Origin of the sequence: Rhizobium sp. K102 (genome assembly GCF_022385315.1) — a bacterium.
Lineage (GTDB): Bacteria > Pseudomonadota > Alphaproteobacteria > Rhizobiales > Rhizobiaceae > Rhizobium > Rhizobium croatiense.
In genome coordinates this window covers 2,553,240-2,569,609 of sequence record NZ_CP092436.1, presented here as the reverse complement: position 1 = coordinate 2,569,609, position 16,370 = coordinate 2,553,240, and the positions used below count along the sequence as shown (strand labels likewise).

The window sequence follows — 16,370 nt, the reverse complement described above, 5'->3', positions numbered from 1 at the left end:
GGGAAAACCGGTTAAGCCCGGTTCGCCTGCGCTCAGGCCCTCTTTGTCAGCGGAAACCGGTCGCGCAGCAGCCGCAGCACCGATTCCGACGGGATCGGCGGCCCGAACAGATAGCTCTGTCCGTAGCTGCAGCCCATCTTGGCGAGTTCGATCGCATCCTCGTTGGATTCGATGCCTTCGGCCACCACCTTCATCTCCAGCTCGCGCGCCATTGCGATGACCGAGCGGAGCACGGTCGCCTTCTTGTCGCTGTCGTCGCGCACCAGCGCCTTGTCGAGCTTGATCGTGTCGAAGGGGAAGCGGGTGAGATAGGCAAGCGACGAATAGCCGGTGCCGAAATCGTCGAGCGCCAGGCCAATGCCGGCTTCTTTCAGCTTCTGCAGCACCAGGCGGGCCTGTTCCGGATTTTCCATCACCATGGATTCCGTCAGTTCCAGCTTGAGCCGCGAGGGTGCACAATGGGTCTTGGCGAGAACCGAACGCACGTCGTCATAGAGCTCGTTGTTGAGCAGCTGCACGCTCGACAGATTGATCGACACGAAGATCGGCAATTCGCCGGTCTGGGTCTGCCAGCTCATCAGATCGTTGGTCGCCTGTTCCAGCGCGAACATGCCAAGCGGGCCGATGAGATCGGAGGCCTCGGCGATCGGGATGAATTCCGAGGGCGGGATATTGCCGCGCTTGGGATGTTCCCAGCGCATCAGCGCCTCGAAGCCGGCGATCTCGACATCCTCCAGCCGGGCGATCGGCTGGTAGACCATCGACAATTCCTTGCGTTCGATGGCGCGGCGCAGATCGGTTTCGAGCTGCAGGCGGTCGGTGCCGAAGTCGCGGAAGGCCGGCTGGAACGGTTCGACGCGGTTGCCGCCGGCCCGTTTTGCCCGGTACATGGCAAGCTCGGCGTCGCTGAGCAGGCCGCTGGCGCTCTCCTGCCGGTCCACCCAGGAGGCCAGCCCGATCGAGGCCGTCAGGATGATCTCGCGACTGGAGAAGTTGATCGGCACCATGATCGCCTTGCTGATCGCATCGGCGAAATCGGCGACCTTGGCCGGATTGTGCTCGGACACCAGAATGAGGCCGAACTGATCGCCGGCCAGCCGCGCCAGCGTGTCCTGCGGCTTCATCAGCCGACGCAGGCGCCGGGTCAGCGCGATGAGGATGTTGTCGCCGGCCGCAACGCCGAGCGCATCGTTGACCAGCTTGTAGCGGTCGATGTCGATCACCATCACCGTCGGCCGTAGCGTGTCGCCGCCCGGCGCCAGCGCCAGCACCGATTGCAGCCGGTCGAGGAAGACCTGCCGGTTCGGCAGGCCGGTGAGATTGTCGTGCAGCGCATCGTGCAGCAGCCGCTCGACGGAATTCTTCTGCTCGGTGACGTCGACGATCGTGCCGACGCAGCGGATGATCTCGCCATTGGAGCCGAGCACCGGCCGGGCGCGGATCAGCAGCCAGTGGAAATGCCCGTCCTCGGCGCGGATGCGGAACTCGTGATTGAGCCGGCCGCGCCGGTGTTCGAGCAGCACGTCGAGCGTGGCGCGGAAGCGGTCGCGGTCATCGGGATGCAGTCGCGGCAGCCAGTTGCGCGCCGCCCCGTGCATGGCGCCGGGGGAAAGGCCGAGCTTGACCGAGACGTCGGGAATGGTGACGACGCGGTCGCGCGCCACGTCCCAGTCCCACACCATGTCGCCGGAGCCGGTCAGCGCCAGCGATTGCCGCTCGAGATCGGAAAACAGCCCTTGCTGGAAGGCGCCGCCGGCAAAGGCGTGCTGCATGACGGTGAAGCCGATCAGGAGCACGATCAGCACCAGGCCGCCGCCGAGTGCCGGCTGGATGATGTCGTTGTCGAGCCGGCCGGTGACGGTCAGCCACGCCCCGAACAGCCAGACGAGCGTCAGTGCCCAGGCCGGCACCAGAAGGATGGCGCGGTCGTAGCGGTTGAAGCCGAGATAGATGATCAAAAGCAGGCCGGTCGCCGCCGTCAGCGCGAAGGACAGCCTGGCGATACCGGCGGCAATCGACGGATCGTAGATCGCCACGCCGAAGAGCAGGGCAAGACCGAGCACCCAGGCAAGGGTGGCGTAACCGAGATGCGCATGCCAACGATTGAGGTTGAGATAGGTGAAGAGGAAGATGACGAAACTCGAGGCCAGCGCCACTTCCGCGCAAGCCCGCCATATTCGCTGGTCGGCCGAGGCGACGCTGATCAGCTTGCCGAGGAAGCCGAAATCGACGCAGATATAGCCGAGCACCGCCCAGGCGAGGGCGGCCGTCGCCGGCAGCATCGACGTGCCCTTGACGACGAAGAGGATGGTGAGAAACACGGCGAGCAGGCCGGCAATGCCGAGCACGATGCCGCGATAGAGCGTGAAGGCGTTGATCGTATCCTTGTAGGCGTTCGGCTCCCAGAGATAGATTTGCGGCAGTTCCGGCGTCGACAGCTCGGCGACGAAGGTGATGACGGCGCCGGGGTTCAGCGTGATGCGGAAGACGTCGGCCTCGTCGCTCGGCTGCCGGTCGAGCGCAAAGCCTTCGCTCGGCGTGATCGCCATGATGCGCTGCGAGCCGAGATCCGGCCAGAAGAGCTTGGAATTGACCAGGCGGAAATGCGGCGCGACGATGACGCGCTCCAGCTGTTCCTCCGAGACGTTGGCAAGCGCGAATACCGCCCAGTCGCCCTGGTGATTCTCCGAGCTCGCCCGGACCTCGATGCGCCGACGGATGCCGTCGGCACCGGCGGCGGTCGACACCTGGAAGGCCTCGCCCTGGTTGGCGTAGATCTCGGTCGTCGCGGTGAGATCGAGCGCGGTATCGTCACGGGATATCTTCACCGGTTCGGCCGCGTGGGCCACGCCCGCCATGAGGGCGAAGGCCGCCAGGAAAAGGGCTGCGATCACCGCGATCACTCGTCCGGACGGTGACTTGGGCAGCATGCGGTCTCTGGTCATCGGCTGTCGGTTATCCTGCCTTTATCCGTATCGGTGGCGAGCCGTGAAAACATCACATGGTCGTGCCACTGACCGTTGATCTTCAAATATCCGCGCAGATAGCCTTCCCGCTGAAACCCGGCCTTTTCAAGCAGACGTATGCTGCGCGCGTTATCTGGAATACAGGCTGCTTCAATACGGTGCAACTCAAGCCCGGAGAAGATGTAAGGAATAACCAGCTGAAGCGCGGCGTACATATGTCCCTGGCCGGCATGGCGTTCGCCCATCCAGTAGCCGATCATGCAGCTTTGTGCCGCACCGCGCCTGATATAGCCGATGGTGATGCCGCCGACGAGGGTGCGGTTTTGCTTGAGGAAAATGAACAGCGGGATCGCCTGGCCGGAGGCATATTCCTGCTTGCCGCGGATGACGCGGGCGCGGTAGGCGCCCTCCGTCAGCTCGTCGCGCCGCCAGGTCGGCTCCCAGGGTTCGAGGAACTTGCGGCTTTCGGACCGCAGCCGGTGCCACTGGTTGAAATCCTGGTAGCGCGGCAGGCGTAAGAGGTACTTGTCGTTTTCCAGCTCGACCGCATCCGGCTGCCGCGACAGGAACCGAAACACCGATTTTGGCATCGATCACTCCCGGCAGACGGATGTCGGCTCAGCGGCCCGCCTGCATCGTCTTCGGCGCGGAGACCGAAAGCGAGGCGGTGATGTCTTCCATCGGTGCGAGCTGTTCGAGCGGCCCGATCGCCGAAAGCGTCGGCACCGTGTCGTAGAACAGCCGGCCGGCGAGATCGGTCAGCCGCTCGATGGTGATGCCTTCCAGCCGTTCCATCATCTCCGGATTGGAGATCGGCCGGCCGTAAAGCATCATCTGCCTTGCGATCTGGCCGGCGCGGGCGGCCGGGCTTTCCTGGCCCATCAGCAGCTGGGCGCGGATCTGGGCGCGGGCGCGCTCGATTTCCTTCTGGTGGATCTCATTGGCGGACTTGTGCAGTTCGTCGATGATCACAGGCACCAGCTCCGGCAGGTTTTCGCCGCCGGTCGCGGCATGAATGCCGAAGATGCCGGTGTCGGAAAAACCCCAGTGGAAGGCATAGACGGAATAACAGAGGCCGCGGAATTCGCGCACTTCCTGGAACAGCCGCGAGGACATGCCGCCGCCGAGGATATTGGCCAGAATCTGCGAGCAGTAGAAATCGCGGGCATGATAGGGCTTGCCTTCGAAGCCGAGCAGGATCTGCGCATCCATCAGGTCGCGCGGTTCGCGCACGCTGCCGCCGACATAACGCGCCGCTTCCATGACCGGCGGGGCGGATGGCGCGGTCGGCAGGCTGGCGAAGCGGTCCTCGACCATGCGCAGAAATTCCTGATGATCGACGGCGCCGGTCGCCACGACGAACATGCGGTCGGTCGTATAGTTGCGGCCGAGATAGGCGCGGATCTGCTGCGGCGTGAAGGAAACGACGGTCTGCGGCGTGCCGAGGATGGCCCTGCCGAGCGTCTGGTCGCGATAGGCGGCCTCCGAGAAGCGGTCGAACACCACGTCGTCGGGCGTGTCGTTGGCAGCGTTGATCTCCTGCAGGATCACCTGCTTCTCGCGCTCCAGCTCCTCCTCCTCGAAGGCCGATTCCGTCAGGATGTCGGCGAGGATGTCGACGGCGAGCGGCACATGATCCTTCAGAACGCGGGCGTAATAGGAGGTCGTCTCGGTCGACGTGGCGGCGTTGACTTCGCCGCCGACATCCTCGATTTCCTCGGCGATTTCACGGGCCGAGCGGCGCGCCGTGCCCTTGAAGGCCATGTGTTCGAGCAGGTGGGCGATGCCGTGCTCGTCTGCCGTCTCGTTGCGCGATCCCGATTTGATCCAGACACCGAGCGCAACGCTCTCAAGGTGTGGCATCGTTTCTGTGACTACTGTCAGCCCGGATTTGAGCCGGGTGCACTCAACTGTCATTGGCTATCTTTCTGCGCCTGCCGTCGTCTTGCCACGGGCGTGTTTGCCGATAAAGGTTTGAACGGCTTTCAGCTCCGGTTCGATGATCTGGAAACGCTCCTCCCTGTGCATCAGATCAGCAAGCCACGTCGGAAGCGCCGGGTCAATACCGCAGGCCGATTTTACGGCGGCCGGGAATTTCGCCGGATGTGCGGTCGAAAGCGTCACCATCGGCGTATTCGGCTTCTCCTTCTTGGCGGCGACGAAGACGCCGATCGCCGAATGCGGATCGAGGAGATAGCCGGTTTCCGCATGGGTCTTGCGGATCGTCTCGGCCACCTGGCTCCCGCTGGCGCGCCCGGCGCGGAAGTCGCGGCGGATCGCCTTCAGCGCTTGCCCGCCGATCTCGAAGCCGCCTGATTGCCTGAGGCTTTCCATCGCCGCGCGCACCTTCGAGGCGTCGCGCCCATAGGCTTCGAACAGCAGCCGCTCGAAATTCGAGGAGATCTGGATGTCCATCGACGGCGAACTCGTCGCCTTGACCGCCTTCATGTCGTAGCGGCCGGTCTTCAGCGTGCGGGTCAGAATGTCGTTTTCGTTGGTGGCGATCACCAGCCGGTCGATCGGGAGGCCCATGCGCTTGGCGCAGAAGCCGGCGAAGATGTCGCCGAAATTGCCGGTGGGCACCGTGAACGAGATCTTCCGGTCCGGCCCGCCGAGCGCCACGGCCGTGGTGAAGTAATAGACGATCTGGGCCATGATGCGCGCCCAGTTGATCGAGTTGACGCCCGACAGGCTGACCTTGTCGCGGAACGCCGCGTCGTTGAACATCGCCTTGACCAGATTCTGGCAGTCGTCGAAATTGCCTTCGACGGCGAGCGCATGCACATTGGCGGCCGTCGAGGTCGTCATCTGCCGCTGCTGCACCGGCGAGACCTTGCCATGCGGGAAGAGGATGAAGATATCGGTGCGCTCGCGCCCGGCAAAAGCGTCGATCGCCGCGCCGCCGGTATCGCCCGAGGTAGCGCCGACGATCGTCGCCCGCTCGCCGCGCTTTTCCAGCGCATAATCCATCAGCCGGGCGAGCAGCTGCATCGCCACATCCTTGAAGGCGAGCGTCGTGCCGTGGAAGAGCTCCATGACGAAGCTGTTCGGCCCGGTCTGGACGAGCGGCGCGATTGCCGGATGGCGGAAGGTGGCGTAAGCCTCGTCGATCATCGCCCGGAAGGTCGCTTCGGGGATCTCGCCATTGGTGAAGGGCGACAGGATGGTGAAGGCGATCTCCTGATAGGTTTTGCCTCTCAGCGCGCGGATCTCTTTCTTCGAAAACTGCGGCCACTCCCGGGGAACATAGAGCCCGCCATCGCGCGCCAGTCCCGTCAGCAGGGCGTCGCAAAAACCGAGGGCAGGGGCCTCGCCGCGGGTCGAGATATAGTCCACGTTGGTCATCCTTGATCTATCGCTGGAAGAAATTTGGCTGGGCCGAGCCGTGACCCGCTCCGCCGGAAACCGGCAAGGGGCTGCCCTCAGGCCATACCATTGCCGTTATCTTGTTGAAGTTGCCCGCATCCGGCGGCGAAAAGTGCATCAAAACGGCGCGTACCCAATCGATTTTTGTTTGCGCCGCTGATATAGACCATCGCAAACCGTCGTGAAAGGCCTCGCGAAAAACACTGGGCCTCCAAGAAACGCTTGTGCAAAGGGTGGAACATAGTGCTCGGCAAGGTCTCGCGTCTCATCATCTCCACGTCTTTCGTTGCCCTGCTTGCCGGCTGCAACTCGCTCGGCATCGGCGGCGACAGCAAGCCGGAGGCGGCGCCGACCCAGCCGAACGGCAATGCTCAGATCATGCCGCTGGCGCCGGCCAACCCCTCCTCGAACAACCCCTCGATCGGCACCGCCACGACGGCCCAGGGCGCCGTCGCCCCCGTCGTCCAGGGCGCCTGCCCGCAGATTTTCCTGCGTGACCAGGATGCGATCTTCCGCACCTATGCCAAGGGCAAGAAGGACGACCCGCAACAGATCGTCTTCCAGGCCTCCTTCGGCGACTACACCCGCCAATGCACGCTGAACGACACGGCCCTGACGATGACCGTTGTCGCCCAGCTGCGCCTCATCACCGGCCCGGCCGGCAATCCCGGCCCGGTGACGCTGCCGGTCCGCGTCACCATCCTCGATGGCGAGACCGTGCTCTATTCCGAGGTCACCAAGTTCCCGACCGAAATCCCGGCGGGCGCACCGGGCACGCAGGTCATCTTCCGCAAGGAAGGCATCCAGATGCCGGTCGGCGCCGGCGCGCTGGTGCGCGTCAATATCGGCTTCGACACCCAGCCGGCCAAGAGCAAGAAGAGCAGCTGAGGAAAGAAGTGCCCGCCCGCATGGGTCCTCGGGTCAAGCCCGAGGACGACGGAGCGTGGGGGAGCGTGTGCGGCAAGTGTCGCAGGCGCAGCGGTTTAGCGGAATTGGCGACCGTTATTTTACCCATCCGCACGCAAAACCGCCGGCGCATTCTGCTGGAATTCATCCAGACGTCTCGCCTCTTGCCGGTCGCTCTCCCTACTCTCCGTCATACTCGGGCTTGACCCGAGTATCCACGCCGCAAGCACTCCGCTGAATTTGCTCGGCGGCCTTCACCTTAGGCAGGTCAATAGAAAGGAAGTGCTCGCCTGCATTGCCCCACGAGGCCGGCTTCAGCACCTAAACCCTAAAGCACGCCTTCCCAGGCAGCCAGGGCGGCGACGACGCCCGGCAGGTCGTTCATGCGGGAGATCACCGTCTCGGCGCCGGCATCGGTCAGTTTGTCGGCATGGGCGGGGTAGCTGTGCGAGGCGCCGGTAAAGCCGATGACGCGCATGCCGGCGGCGCGCGCCGCATGCACGCCGTGCACGGAATCCTCGACGACGACAGTCCTGTCGGGCGAGACACCCATCCGGCTCGCGCCGTGCAGGAAGATGTCGGGCTTCGGCTTGACGCGGTCGGGGCCGAGATCCTTGGCGGAGAAGATGTTGGGCGCAAACAGCGGCTTCAAACCCACCTTGCCCAGCATCATGTCGAGCCTCTTGGTGCTCGAATTCGAGCAGATGCAGCGCTTCATCGCCAGCCTCGAGACGGCGAATTCGACGCCCGGTATCGCCTTGACGTCCTGCGCCAGCCTGGTGTCGAGCAGCTGCTCGGATTTATCCAGCAGCGTGGCCGAAAGCGGGATACTTGCCTCGCGCTCGATCTGCAGCAGGATGTTGTGCCAGGTCATGCCGGCGAAGCGCTCGCCCATTTCCTCGGCGCCGATCGGATAACCGGCTTCCGTCAAGAGCGCGGATTCGACTTCCGCGGCGATGATTTCGGAATCGACGAGAACGCCGTCGCAGTCGAAGATGATAAGGTCGAAGCCGTCCATATGTTCACGCCTTGCTGGAAATCTGGCCTGAGGCCTGGTTCTGTCCGGGAATGCTGTGGGCTTTACACGATGGTCGGCCAAAGCTCAACCTGATCTCCAGCATGGCTGCGATGCGGCAGGCGACCGGCTCGATGAACCGACTGTCATCAGACGCCGATAAAGCGGGCAGTTCAGGCCGCTCCAGGCTGCCCCGCCACTTCGTAACGAGCCCGGCTCAGGCTGACCAGACCGGCGATGGCAGTGCAGCAGGCTGCAATGGCGATTGCAAAATTGAGCGCGACCGACAACGGCAGCGTTGCGAAAATGATCGACATCGAGACCCCGCCCAGGGTTTGGCCGAGAAGCCGCGCGGTCCCCTGCATGGCGCCTGCCGCACCGCTTCTGGCTTTCGGTGCCGAAAGCAGCAGAATTCGGTTGTTGGGAGTTCTGGAACAGTCCGAAACCGAGGCCGGCGATCACCGTGCCGACGAGAAATCCGATACCTCTCGGGTCGGGCGGCGTGAGACCGGCCACGAGAAGGCCAAGCGCCATGAGCGCCCCGCCGATTGCACAAAGCCATGAGGTCTTGACCCGGTTTGCCAGACGTCCCGAGATCGGCGCGATGATTGCCGTCGCGGCAGGCCAGGGCATCATGTAGAGACCAGCCAGAACCGGCGTCATGTGCAGCCTGTGTTGGAGGTAAAAGGGCAGGGCGATGTAGCTCAGCATCTGTCCGCAGAAGCAGGATATCGAGGCGATCACCGCCATGCGGAATGCCGGTGCCGCCAACAGGTCCTTGGGAAACAGAGGCACGTCACTGTTTCGTTCCAGACGCAGGAGGCCGAAAAGGCAGGCGAGCGAGGCGGCGATGAGGGCGGCACCGCTGACCGGCGCGGTCGCTATCCGGTCGGCGCCTGAGAAGAACAGGATGAACATCAGCGTATTGGCCAGCAACGCCTTCGCCTTCAGCTTCCGTTTTGCGCCCTCAACGTGGCCGAGCAGGCCGCCGCCGAGGATAACGATGACGCCGAGCGGTATATTGACCGCAAACAGCCAAGGCCAGGTCGTGACGGAAAGAATGGCGCCGGCAATGCCGGGGCCGGCAGCGGAAGAAATTGCGATGACCATGGCATTGATGCCGATGATTGGACCCAGCATGCGTTGCGGCAAGGCCTGCCGCAGATTCATCATCGCCAGCGCCATGATCGCGCCCGCGCCGAGACCCTGCGCGAAACGAGCAAGGATCAGCAAGGGCAGGTCACCCGCCAAGGCGCAGGCTGCGGAAGCTGCGGTGAACAGCGCAACGCCGATCAGGAAGACCCGCCGGGCGCCGTAGATCTCCCCAAGCGCCCCACATGGAAGAATGGCGACGAGCACGGCCAGCTGATAGGCCGAGACGACCCATACGGTGTTATCCGCTTCCGCCTGCAGCGAGAGCGCAATCGAGGGCAAGGCGACATTGGCGATTGCTCCATCCAATACGACGAGAACAACGGCCAGAAGCAGTAGGGCGACCGCCAGATAGCGTCGGGGCGATGCCAGACCTTCTTGAGAAGCTGGTGCGGTGTAGCTGAGAGACATGGGAAATCCTCGGTGTGCGTGGGATAGGGACTAGGTAGTCCTTGCTGACCCATTGCGCCAGACGCAACAAAAGCAATGGTCAGTTGCGTCCAACGCCATGTCTGATAGAATTCCGCCATGTCTGATCTCGATTTGAACCTTCTCGTCGCCCTGGATGCTTTGCTGGCTGAACGGAGCGTATCGGCCGCCGCACGCCGCCTTGGCCTCAGCACATCCGCCATGAGCCGGACACTGTCACGCTTGAGGACTGCGCTCGGCGATCCGGTCCTGGTGCCGGCCGGCCGCGGCATGGTTGCGACACCCCACGCCCTGGCCATTGCCGAAGACGTGCATCTGTTGAAAGACGCGGTGAAAGCGGTGCTGAGCCCGCCATCGACCGTCGACATTCGGGAGGTGCGGCGCCACTTCACGATCCGCGCCAATGAAGCCTTCGTGCTTCTCTACGCCGCGGATCTGAGCGCCGCAGTGACGAACGCTGCGCCGGGAATAAGGCTTCGTTTTGCGCCGAGATCCGACAAGGACGTTCAGGCATTGCGGGAGGCGGCGATCGATCTGGACATCGGTGTACTCCCGCGTGACAGCGGCGAGCTGCGTTGCCAGAGCCTCTTCGAGGACCGGTTTGTCGGCGTCGCAAGGGTGGGGCATCCGATCTTTGACGCAGATCGGATAACGGCGGAGCGCTATGCCTCCTGCGGCCACGTGCTCTTCTCGACCCAGGCGGACTACGCCGGTCCGGTCGACAGAGCGCTCGCCGAACTGGGCTTGGATCGGGATGCCAGACTGATCGTGCCAAGTTTCCCCGCGGTGATCGCCGTTGCGGCCTCATCCGATCTGATCGGTTCGGTTCCGAAGTCTTATTGCAAATCCGCCGCGATGAGAGAGATCAGAATCTTCGACCTGCCGGTCTCCGTGCCGGGTTTCAACATCGTCCAGGCCTGGCACCCGCGCATGGACGCAGATCCCGCTCATCGCTGGCTGAGGGCGCTTATTTTCGAGACGTTCCACTCGATGAACTGAACACCGGGTCGTTCAGGATGGTCCAGCTCTTCACAGAACCGCAGATGTCAGCAAGCGCTTCGAGGCCGGCCAACCTGATCCCCGAAGGCTGATTGCGCCGAGGCCATGGGGCTCGCCTCGGTTCGAGTGAAGCGAGCCCATCTAACCTACTGCTCCGGCAGGATGATTTTCTTGGTAGTCGTACTCTTGACCGGCTTCTCGCCGGGCACATGCGACATGGTGCGGGTCGTGCTCTGCAGCGTGTCGCCATCGGTGCTGGTCTTGGTGCGGGACTTGCTGAACGTTCCCTGATCAACGGCCTGGGCTTTGGTCTGCGCCTTGAGCTTGTCGCCATTGTCGTTGATATGCGTCTTGCTCTGCGCTTTGCCGTCGGTGGTGGCCGCACTTCCCCCGATCCGATCGAGGATGTCGTGCCGCCGTCGGTCTGGCAGGCGCCTGCCGTTCCGACCGAGCTGGCGGATGTGCCTCCGGCCGAAGCGCTTCCGGCCGTTCCGACGGTTCCGGCAGCATTGCATTCTTCTGCAAGGACGGCCGAGCTCGACGCGAGCAAAGCGATCGAGGCGGCTGCGATAAGATTGATAGGTCTCATTGCCATCTCCTATTTGTTCGGTTTGGTGATGGAGCAGGTGCCATCGGAACGCTTCGTGATGACGGTGCCGTCCGGCCGGGTCACGCTTGCCGTCGAAAAGCTGTCGACGCTTCCCGATCCTGCCGAGGAGCCGGCCGAGGCCGATGACGAAGAAGAGCTGCTCGAGCCGCCTGCGGTCGTGGTTGATGACGACACATGTCCATCGCCCGCCGTCACGGTGGTGGATGTCTCGCCTGACTGTGATTGAACGATGGTGCACGTCGTTCCGTCATCGAGTTTGATCTCCTCCGACATTGTCCGGCCGGCGATCAGAACGAACGAAGCGGTCAGTGCGATTGTGGAAAACCGGGTCATTGGTTTATCTCCAAGAGGGTTTGGCCGTCGCCCCGGAGCAGCATGTCATCCGGAACCGAACACGTTTCCCGGCCGCATGCTCCAAAGGCGCCGGCCGAGGTCATTTGCAGTCCTCGGTGCCGGCTGCATCCTTCTTGACCTGGCCGGGTGCGCAACCCTTCTTGCCCTGGTTGTCATGCGAGGTGCCTGCCGCGCTGCTGCCGGTACCGACGGTGCTGCCGGTCTTGTCGCCGTCCGCAGACGAGGCTCCGGTTCCGACGCTCGAGGCCGAATTCGCATCGCCCGAGCCCGCGGCCGAGCCGCCGGTGCCGACCGTGCTGCTGGACGTGCCGCCGCCGGCCGACGAGCCGCCGGTGGCGGTCGTCGAAGACGTGCCGGATTTGCAGGTCGTCGTGCCATCCGGGCAGGTGCCCCCGGCAGAGCTGCCACCAGTACCGACCGTGCTGCTCGAAGTTCCGCCGCCGGCCGACGAGCCGCCGGTGCCGACGGTGCTTGATGATTGAGCAAAACCGGACGCAGCCGTGCCGGCCAGAAGGGCCGCTGCCAGGGCGAGATGAGTTACCTTCATCATAGTGTATTCCTCCGTTTGTTTTTCACCTGCTATCGCGTCCCAGGCGGACGGATAGCTGTTTGGCAAACTTCGGTTACACGCCACTGTTCCTATACTAGGTACTCAGTCGGAGAGGCTCAGGACCTTGGTCTGAGCGGGCAGAGGCCCGGCTATTCGAGGCGACATCATCTAGTCAAGTGGCATCAAGCGAGCCCTGGCCGAATTAGCGCGATTGCAGGTCTACAACGACCTAGGTTTCGCCCGGAAACAGCCTCAGGAACTGCCGGTCGCCTTCCGGCGAGAAGAGGATCGAGCGGCTTTCCGCCGTGCGCCGTGCCCAGCCCTTGTCGAGAAAATTTGACAGCAGCGCTTTGCCGAGGCTGCCGGCAAGATGCGCCCGTCTTTCGCTCCAGTCGAGGCAGGAGCGGCAGAGCGGGCGGCGCGATGATCGGAGGTCGCCGACATCGATGCCGATGCGCTTGAGATCGCTTTCGCCTTTTTCCGTCAGCGTCAGGCCGTCGCCGACCGCTTCGATCGCGCCTGAGGCAATCAGGCTGTCGAGCATGCGCACGCCGTAATCGCCGGCGAGATGATCGTAGCAGATGCGCGCCTTGCGCAGCGCCGGCTCCTTCGGGCCCGGCCGGTGGCGCAGATGCCCGCGCCCGGCGGCAAAACCCATCATGCTTTCGATCAGCCGGGCGACGGCCTCGTCGGCCAGCGTGAAATAGCGGTGGCGCCCCTGCTTGCGCTGGGCAAGCAGGCCGCCGGCTTCGAGCTTGGCCAGATGGGAGCTCGCCGTCTGCACGGTGATGCCGCCGATCCCGGCAAGCTCGGTCGCCGTCAGCGCCCGCCCGCCGGTCAGCGCCGCCAGCATGTTGGCGCGGGCGGGATCGCCGATCAGCGCGCCAATCTGTGCAATGTCAGGACCTTCCTTCATAGTTCGATCGTAACCGAAGCATTGTCGTCAGGCAATGTGCGAAAACGGGGAAGCAAAAAGGAGAAACCGATGATCACCTGCTTCATCCGCTATCAGATCGACCCCTTCAAGAAGGAGGCCTTTGCCGAATATGCCCGTAACTGGGGCCAGGCCATCCCGAAAAACGGCGCCGACCTGATCGGCTATTTCGGCCCGCACGAGGGATCGGCGACGACGGCTTACGGCGTCTACAACATCGAAAGCCTCGCCGCCTACGAAGCCTATCGCGCCAGGCTGGCCGCCGATCCGCTCGGCCGCGACAATTACGAATTCGCCAGACGCGAAGGCTTCATCCTCAAGGAGGACCGCATCTTCCTCAAAAACGTCTCCGCCCCTCACGCCAAGCTGGTGCTGCCATGATCGCCGTCATCTTCGAAGTCGTGCCCTATATGGGCGAACGCCACAAATATCTCGATCTCGCCGGCGAATTGCGATCCGACCTCGAAAAGATCGACGGCTTCATCTCGATCGAACGTTTCGAAAGCCTGACCAACCGCGGCAAGCTGCTGTCGCTCTCCTTCTTCCGAGACGAGGAGGCCGTCAAAAAATGGCGCAACCTCGAAGCCCACCGCGCCGCCCAGCAGGCCGGCCGCGGCGGCATCTTCGCCGATTACCGCCTGCGGATTGCCAGCGTCCTGCGCGATTACGGCATGTTCGAACGCGACGAGGCGCCGGCCGACAGCCGCGAGGTGCATGACGCGGCGTGACGAGGGGAGGGATAGCCCTGCAATAAATTCCCGAAATCGGCCACCCCTTCAGGCTTTGGTAACTAAGTTGCGTAACCATAACGGAGAGTTAAGCGTAAAGCGTATGAGTGAGTATCAGAATGGCATCAGTTTTTCCGCTTGCCGACCTCAAGGCCTCCGTCAAGTCGGATTCCCGGCCGGATTCTTGGGTTGACACGATCATCAAGGGCGATTGCGTCAGCGCCCTTGAAGCCTTGCCCACCCACTCCGTCGACGTGATCTTCGCCGACCCGCCCTATAACCTCCAGCTCGGCGGAACGCTGCACCGTCCCGATCAGTCGCTGGTCGATGCCGTCGATGACGAATGGGACCAGTTCGCCTCCTTCGAGGCCTACGACGCCTTCACCCGCGCCTGGCTGCTCGCCTGCCGCCGCGTCTTGAAGCCGACGGGCTCGATCTGGGTGATCGGCTCCTACCACAATATCTTCCGCGTCGGCGCGACGCTGCAGGATCTGAACTTCTGGATCTTGAACGACATCATCTGGCGCAAGACCAATCCGATGCCGAATTTCAAGGGCCGCCGTTTCCAGAACGCCCATGAGACGATGATCTGGGCAAGCCCCAACGCCAAGGCCAAGGGCTATACCTTCAATTACGATGCGATGAAGGCCGCCAATGACGACGTGCAGATGCGCTCCGACTGGCTGTTCCCGATCTGCAACGGCAATGAGCGGCTGAAGGGCGAGGACGGCAAGAAGGTGCATCCGACCCAGAAGCCGGAAGCGCTGCTCGCCCGCGTCATCATGGCCTCGACCAAACCCGGCGATATCGTGCTCGATCCCTTCTTCGGCTCGGGCACGACAGGCGCCGTCGCCAAGCGTCTCGGCCGTCACTTCGTCGGCATCGAGCGCGAGCAGGATTATATCGATGCGGCATCCGCCCGCATCGCCGCCGTCGAGCCGCTCGGCAAGGCGGAACTGACCGTCATGACCGGCAAGAAGGCCGAGGTTCGCGTCGCCTTCAACGTGCTCGTCGAAAGCGGCCTGATCAAACCCGGCCAGGTGCTGACCGACGCCAAGCGCCGCTATAGCGCGATCGTGCGCGCCGACGGCACCGTCGCATCAGGCGGCGAGGCCGGCTCCATTCATCGTCTCGGCGCCAAGGTGCAGGGTCTCGATGCATGCAACGGATGGACCTTCTGGCATTTCGAAGACGGGCAGTCCCTGCGCCCGATCGACGATCTCAGGTCCGTCATCCGCAGTGATCTGGCAAAGGTGGAGTGAGCAGCACCTTCGCAGGATCGAAATACCTTCTTCCGGTTTCCTCCAGTTGCGGAAGAAGGCCAAGGCGCCCGGGGCTCGAACCCCGGGCGTCTTCTATTTTGGAGATCCACTCGTCAGAAGGCTTTGTAATCGGTGACGTCGACGCGGGTGATCCGGCCCTCTTCATTGACGGTGATCGTCTCCTCGCCCTCGCGGATCAGCGGCTTGCCCGTTTTGCTGTGGGTGGCACGGAGCGACCAGACGGCACGGCCGGAAAGCGGCGTCAGCGTTTCGACAAGCGAATTCTCCGCCGTCTGATCGGGATAGTCGTCGAAATAACGCCGGAAGGCGGCCATGATCTCGCTCCGCCCGGCAAGACTGCCGACGCCGTTCGAGACATAGGTCGCGTCATCGGCGAAATAGGCCTCTATCGCGGGAAAATCGAGAGCGTTGATGGCGGCGTGGAAGCGCTCGATTTCCTTTGCCGGATCGAAAGTCATGGTCTCAGACCTTCACGCCGAAAGCGGCAAGATCGCTGCGCAGTTTTTCAGCGCCCGAAAACAGCACCGCGTTCCAGCCGAATTCCTTGGCGCCCTCGACATTGGCCGGCGCATCGTCGATGAAGATCGTCGCCTTGGGATCGAGGCCGAAGCGTTTCGTATGCGTCTCGTAGATGGCGATATCCGGCTTGATCAGGCCCACGTCGCCGGAAACGGTAACGCCGCGCGGCAGGGTGAGGAAGGGGAAGCGCGCCTGCGCCTCGCGAAAAGTGTCGGAGGCAAAATTGGTGAGCATCGTCACGTCGCTTCCTTCGGCGATCAGCCCTTCCATGATGGCGACGCTGTCTTCATAGGCGTGCGGCACCATCTCGTGCCAGTACTTGCGGAAGGCGCGAATATGCTCTTCGCGGGCCGGATGCGCGGCAATCAGCAGCGCTTCTGCCTCTTCCCATGTGCGGCCGCGATCCTGCTCGACGTTCCAGTCATGGGTGCAGATATTGGCGAAAAACCAGTTGCGCTCGCTCTCATCGGGGATGAGGCGGCTGAAAGGAAGATGCGGATCGTAATGAATAAGGACTTTGCCGATATCGAAAACGATATGTCTTATCTCAGGGGTCATG

Annotated in this window: 15 protein-coding genes and 2 pseudogenes; 5 read left to right on the top strand and 12 right to left on the bottom strand. The window is 63.1% G+C overall.

The window, feature by feature from the left end; all coding sequences use genetic code 11:
- Positions 1 to 32: 32 nt before the first annotated feature.
- From MHI61_RS18730 to thrC, 4 genes are read right to left on the bottom strand one after another with little or no spacing between them, the layout of a single operon-like run.
- Positions 33 to 2,945 (bottom strand): sensor domain-containing phosphodiesterase, encoded by a 2,913-nt coding sequence (locus MHI61_RS18730; protein ID WP_239790048.1) that lies wholly within the window; start codon positions 2,943 to 2,945, stop codon positions 33 to 35.
- Positions 2,942 to 3,556, bottom strand: a complete 615-nt coding sequence (locus MHI61_RS18725) for a GNAT family protein (protein WP_239790047.1) — start codon at positions 3,554 to 3,556, stop codon at positions 2,942 to 2,944. Before MHI61_RS18725 ends, MHI61_RS18730 begins: the two co-directional genes overlap by 4 nt.
- 28 nt (positions 3,557 to 3,584) lie before the next feature.
- A complete protein-coding gene (locus MHI61_RS18720; protein WP_239790046.1) occupies positions 3,585 to 4,883 on the bottom strand; it encodes a pitrilysin family protein in 1,299 nt (432 codons plus the stop codon).
- Between the two features lie 3 nt (positions 4,884 to 4,886).
- Entirely contained in the window at positions 4,887 to 6,311 is a 1,425-nt protein-coding gene (gene thrC, locus MHI61_RS18715) for a threonine synthase (protein ID WP_239790045.1), read from the bottom strand.
- 261 nt (positions 6,312 to 6,572) lie between these two features.
- Here thrC and MHI61_RS18710 point away from each other — a divergent pair, with 261 nt between their 5' ends.
- Complete coding sequence (locus MHI61_RS18710) at positions 6,573 to 7,220, top strand: hypothetical protein (protein ID WP_239792874.1); 648 nt, start codon at positions 6,573 to 6,575, stop codon at positions 7,218 to 7,220.
- 346 nt (positions 7,221 to 7,566) lie between these two features.
- Here MHI61_RS18710 and MHI61_RS18705 read toward each other — a convergent pair whose 3' ends face one another.
- Together MHI61_RS18705 and MHI61_RS18700 are read right to left on the bottom strand one after the other, a co-directional pair.
- Entirely contained in the window at positions 7,567 to 8,256 is a 690-nt protein-coding gene (locus tag MHI61_RS18705; RefSeq protein WP_239790044.1) for an HAD family hydrolase, read from the bottom strand.
- Between the two features lie 170 nt (positions 8,257 to 8,426).
- Positions 8,427 to 9,816: pseudogene (locus MHI61_RS18700) on the bottom strand (MFS transporter).
- 117 nt (positions 9,817 to 9,933) lie between these two features.
- On the opposite strand from MHI61_RS18700, the gene MHI61_RS18695 reads away from it, so the two are divergent.
- A complete protein-coding gene (locus tag MHI61_RS18695) occupies positions 9,934 to 10,833 on the top strand; it encodes a LysR family transcriptional regulator (protein ID WP_239790043.1) in 900 nt (299 codons plus the stop codon).
- 146 nt (positions 10,834 to 10,979) lie between these two features.
- On the opposite strand, the pseudogene MHI61_RS18690 reads toward MHI61_RS18695, so the two are convergent.
- From MHI61_RS18690 to MHI61_RS18675, 4 genes and pseudogenes are all read right to left on the bottom strand, one after another.
- Positions 10,980 to 11,422: pseudogene (locus MHI61_RS18690) on the bottom strand (hypothetical protein).
- A 9-nt stretch (positions 11,423 to 11,431) separates the two neighbouring features.
- On the bottom strand, positions 11,432 to 11,776 hold the full coding sequence (locus MHI61_RS18685) for a hypothetical protein (protein WP_239790042.1): 345 nt from the start codon (positions 11,774 to 11,776) through the stop codon (positions 11,432 to 11,434).
- A gap of 100 nt (positions 11,777 to 11,876) precedes the next feature.
- Complete coding sequence (locus tag MHI61_RS18680) at positions 11,877 to 12,347, bottom strand: hypothetical protein (protein ID WP_239790041.1); 471 nt, start codon at positions 12,345 to 12,347, stop codon at positions 11,877 to 11,879.
- A 229-nt stretch (positions 12,348 to 12,576) separates the two neighbouring features.
- Positions 12,577 to 13,263, bottom strand: a complete 687-nt coding sequence (locus MHI61_RS18675; protein ID WP_239790040.1) for a metalloregulator ArsR/SmtB family transcription factor — start codon at positions 13,261 to 13,263, stop codon at positions 12,577 to 12,579.
- 69 nt (positions 13,264 to 13,332) lie between these two features.
- Here MHI61_RS18675 and MHI61_RS18670 point away from each other — a divergent pair, with 69 nt between their 5' ends.
- The 3 genes from MHI61_RS18670 to MHI61_RS18660 all read left to right on the top strand — a co-directional run bounded on the left by MHI61_RS18670 (position 13,333) and on the right by MHI61_RS18660 (position 15,271).
- Positions 13,333 to 13,662 (top strand): NIPSNAP family protein, encoded by a 330-nt coding sequence (locus tag MHI61_RS18670; protein ID WP_239790039.1) that lies wholly within the window; start codon positions 13,333 to 13,335, stop codon positions 13,660 to 13,662.
- Positions 13,659 to 14,009 carry an antibiotic biosynthesis monooxygenase gene (locus MHI61_RS18665; RefSeq protein ID WP_239790038.1) on the top strand — a complete coding sequence of 117 codons (351 nt, stop codon included), beginning with the start codon at positions 13,659 to 13,661 and terminating at the stop codon, positions 14,007 to 14,009. The genes MHI61_RS18670 and MHI61_RS18665 overlap by 4 nt, the downstream gene beginning before the upstream one ends.
- A gap of 119 nt (positions 14,010 to 14,128) precedes the next feature.
- The gene (locus MHI61_RS18660) at positions 14,129 to 15,271 is read left to right on the top strand and encodes a site-specific DNA-methyltransferase (RefSeq protein WP_039618319.1); all 1,143 of its coding nucleotides are present in this window, start codon (positions 14,129 to 14,131) and stop codon (positions 15,269 to 15,271) included.
- 113 nt (positions 15,272 to 15,384) lie between these two features.
- On the opposite strand, the gene MHI61_RS18655 is transcribed toward MHI61_RS18660, so the two are convergent.
- On the bottom strand, positions 15,385 to 15,750 hold the full coding sequence (locus MHI61_RS18655) for a nuclear transport factor 2 family protein (protein WP_239790037.1): 366 nt from the start codon (positions 15,748 to 15,750) through the stop codon (positions 15,385 to 15,387).
- 4 nt (positions 15,751 to 15,754) lie between these two features.
- Positions 15,755 to 16,369: an HAD family phosphatase gene (locus MHI61_RS18650; RefSeq protein ID WP_239790036.1), complete on the bottom strand. Its 615-nt coding sequence runs from the start codon at positions 16,367 to 16,369 to the stop codon at positions 15,755 to 15,757.
- Position 16,370: the final 1 nt, after the last annotated feature.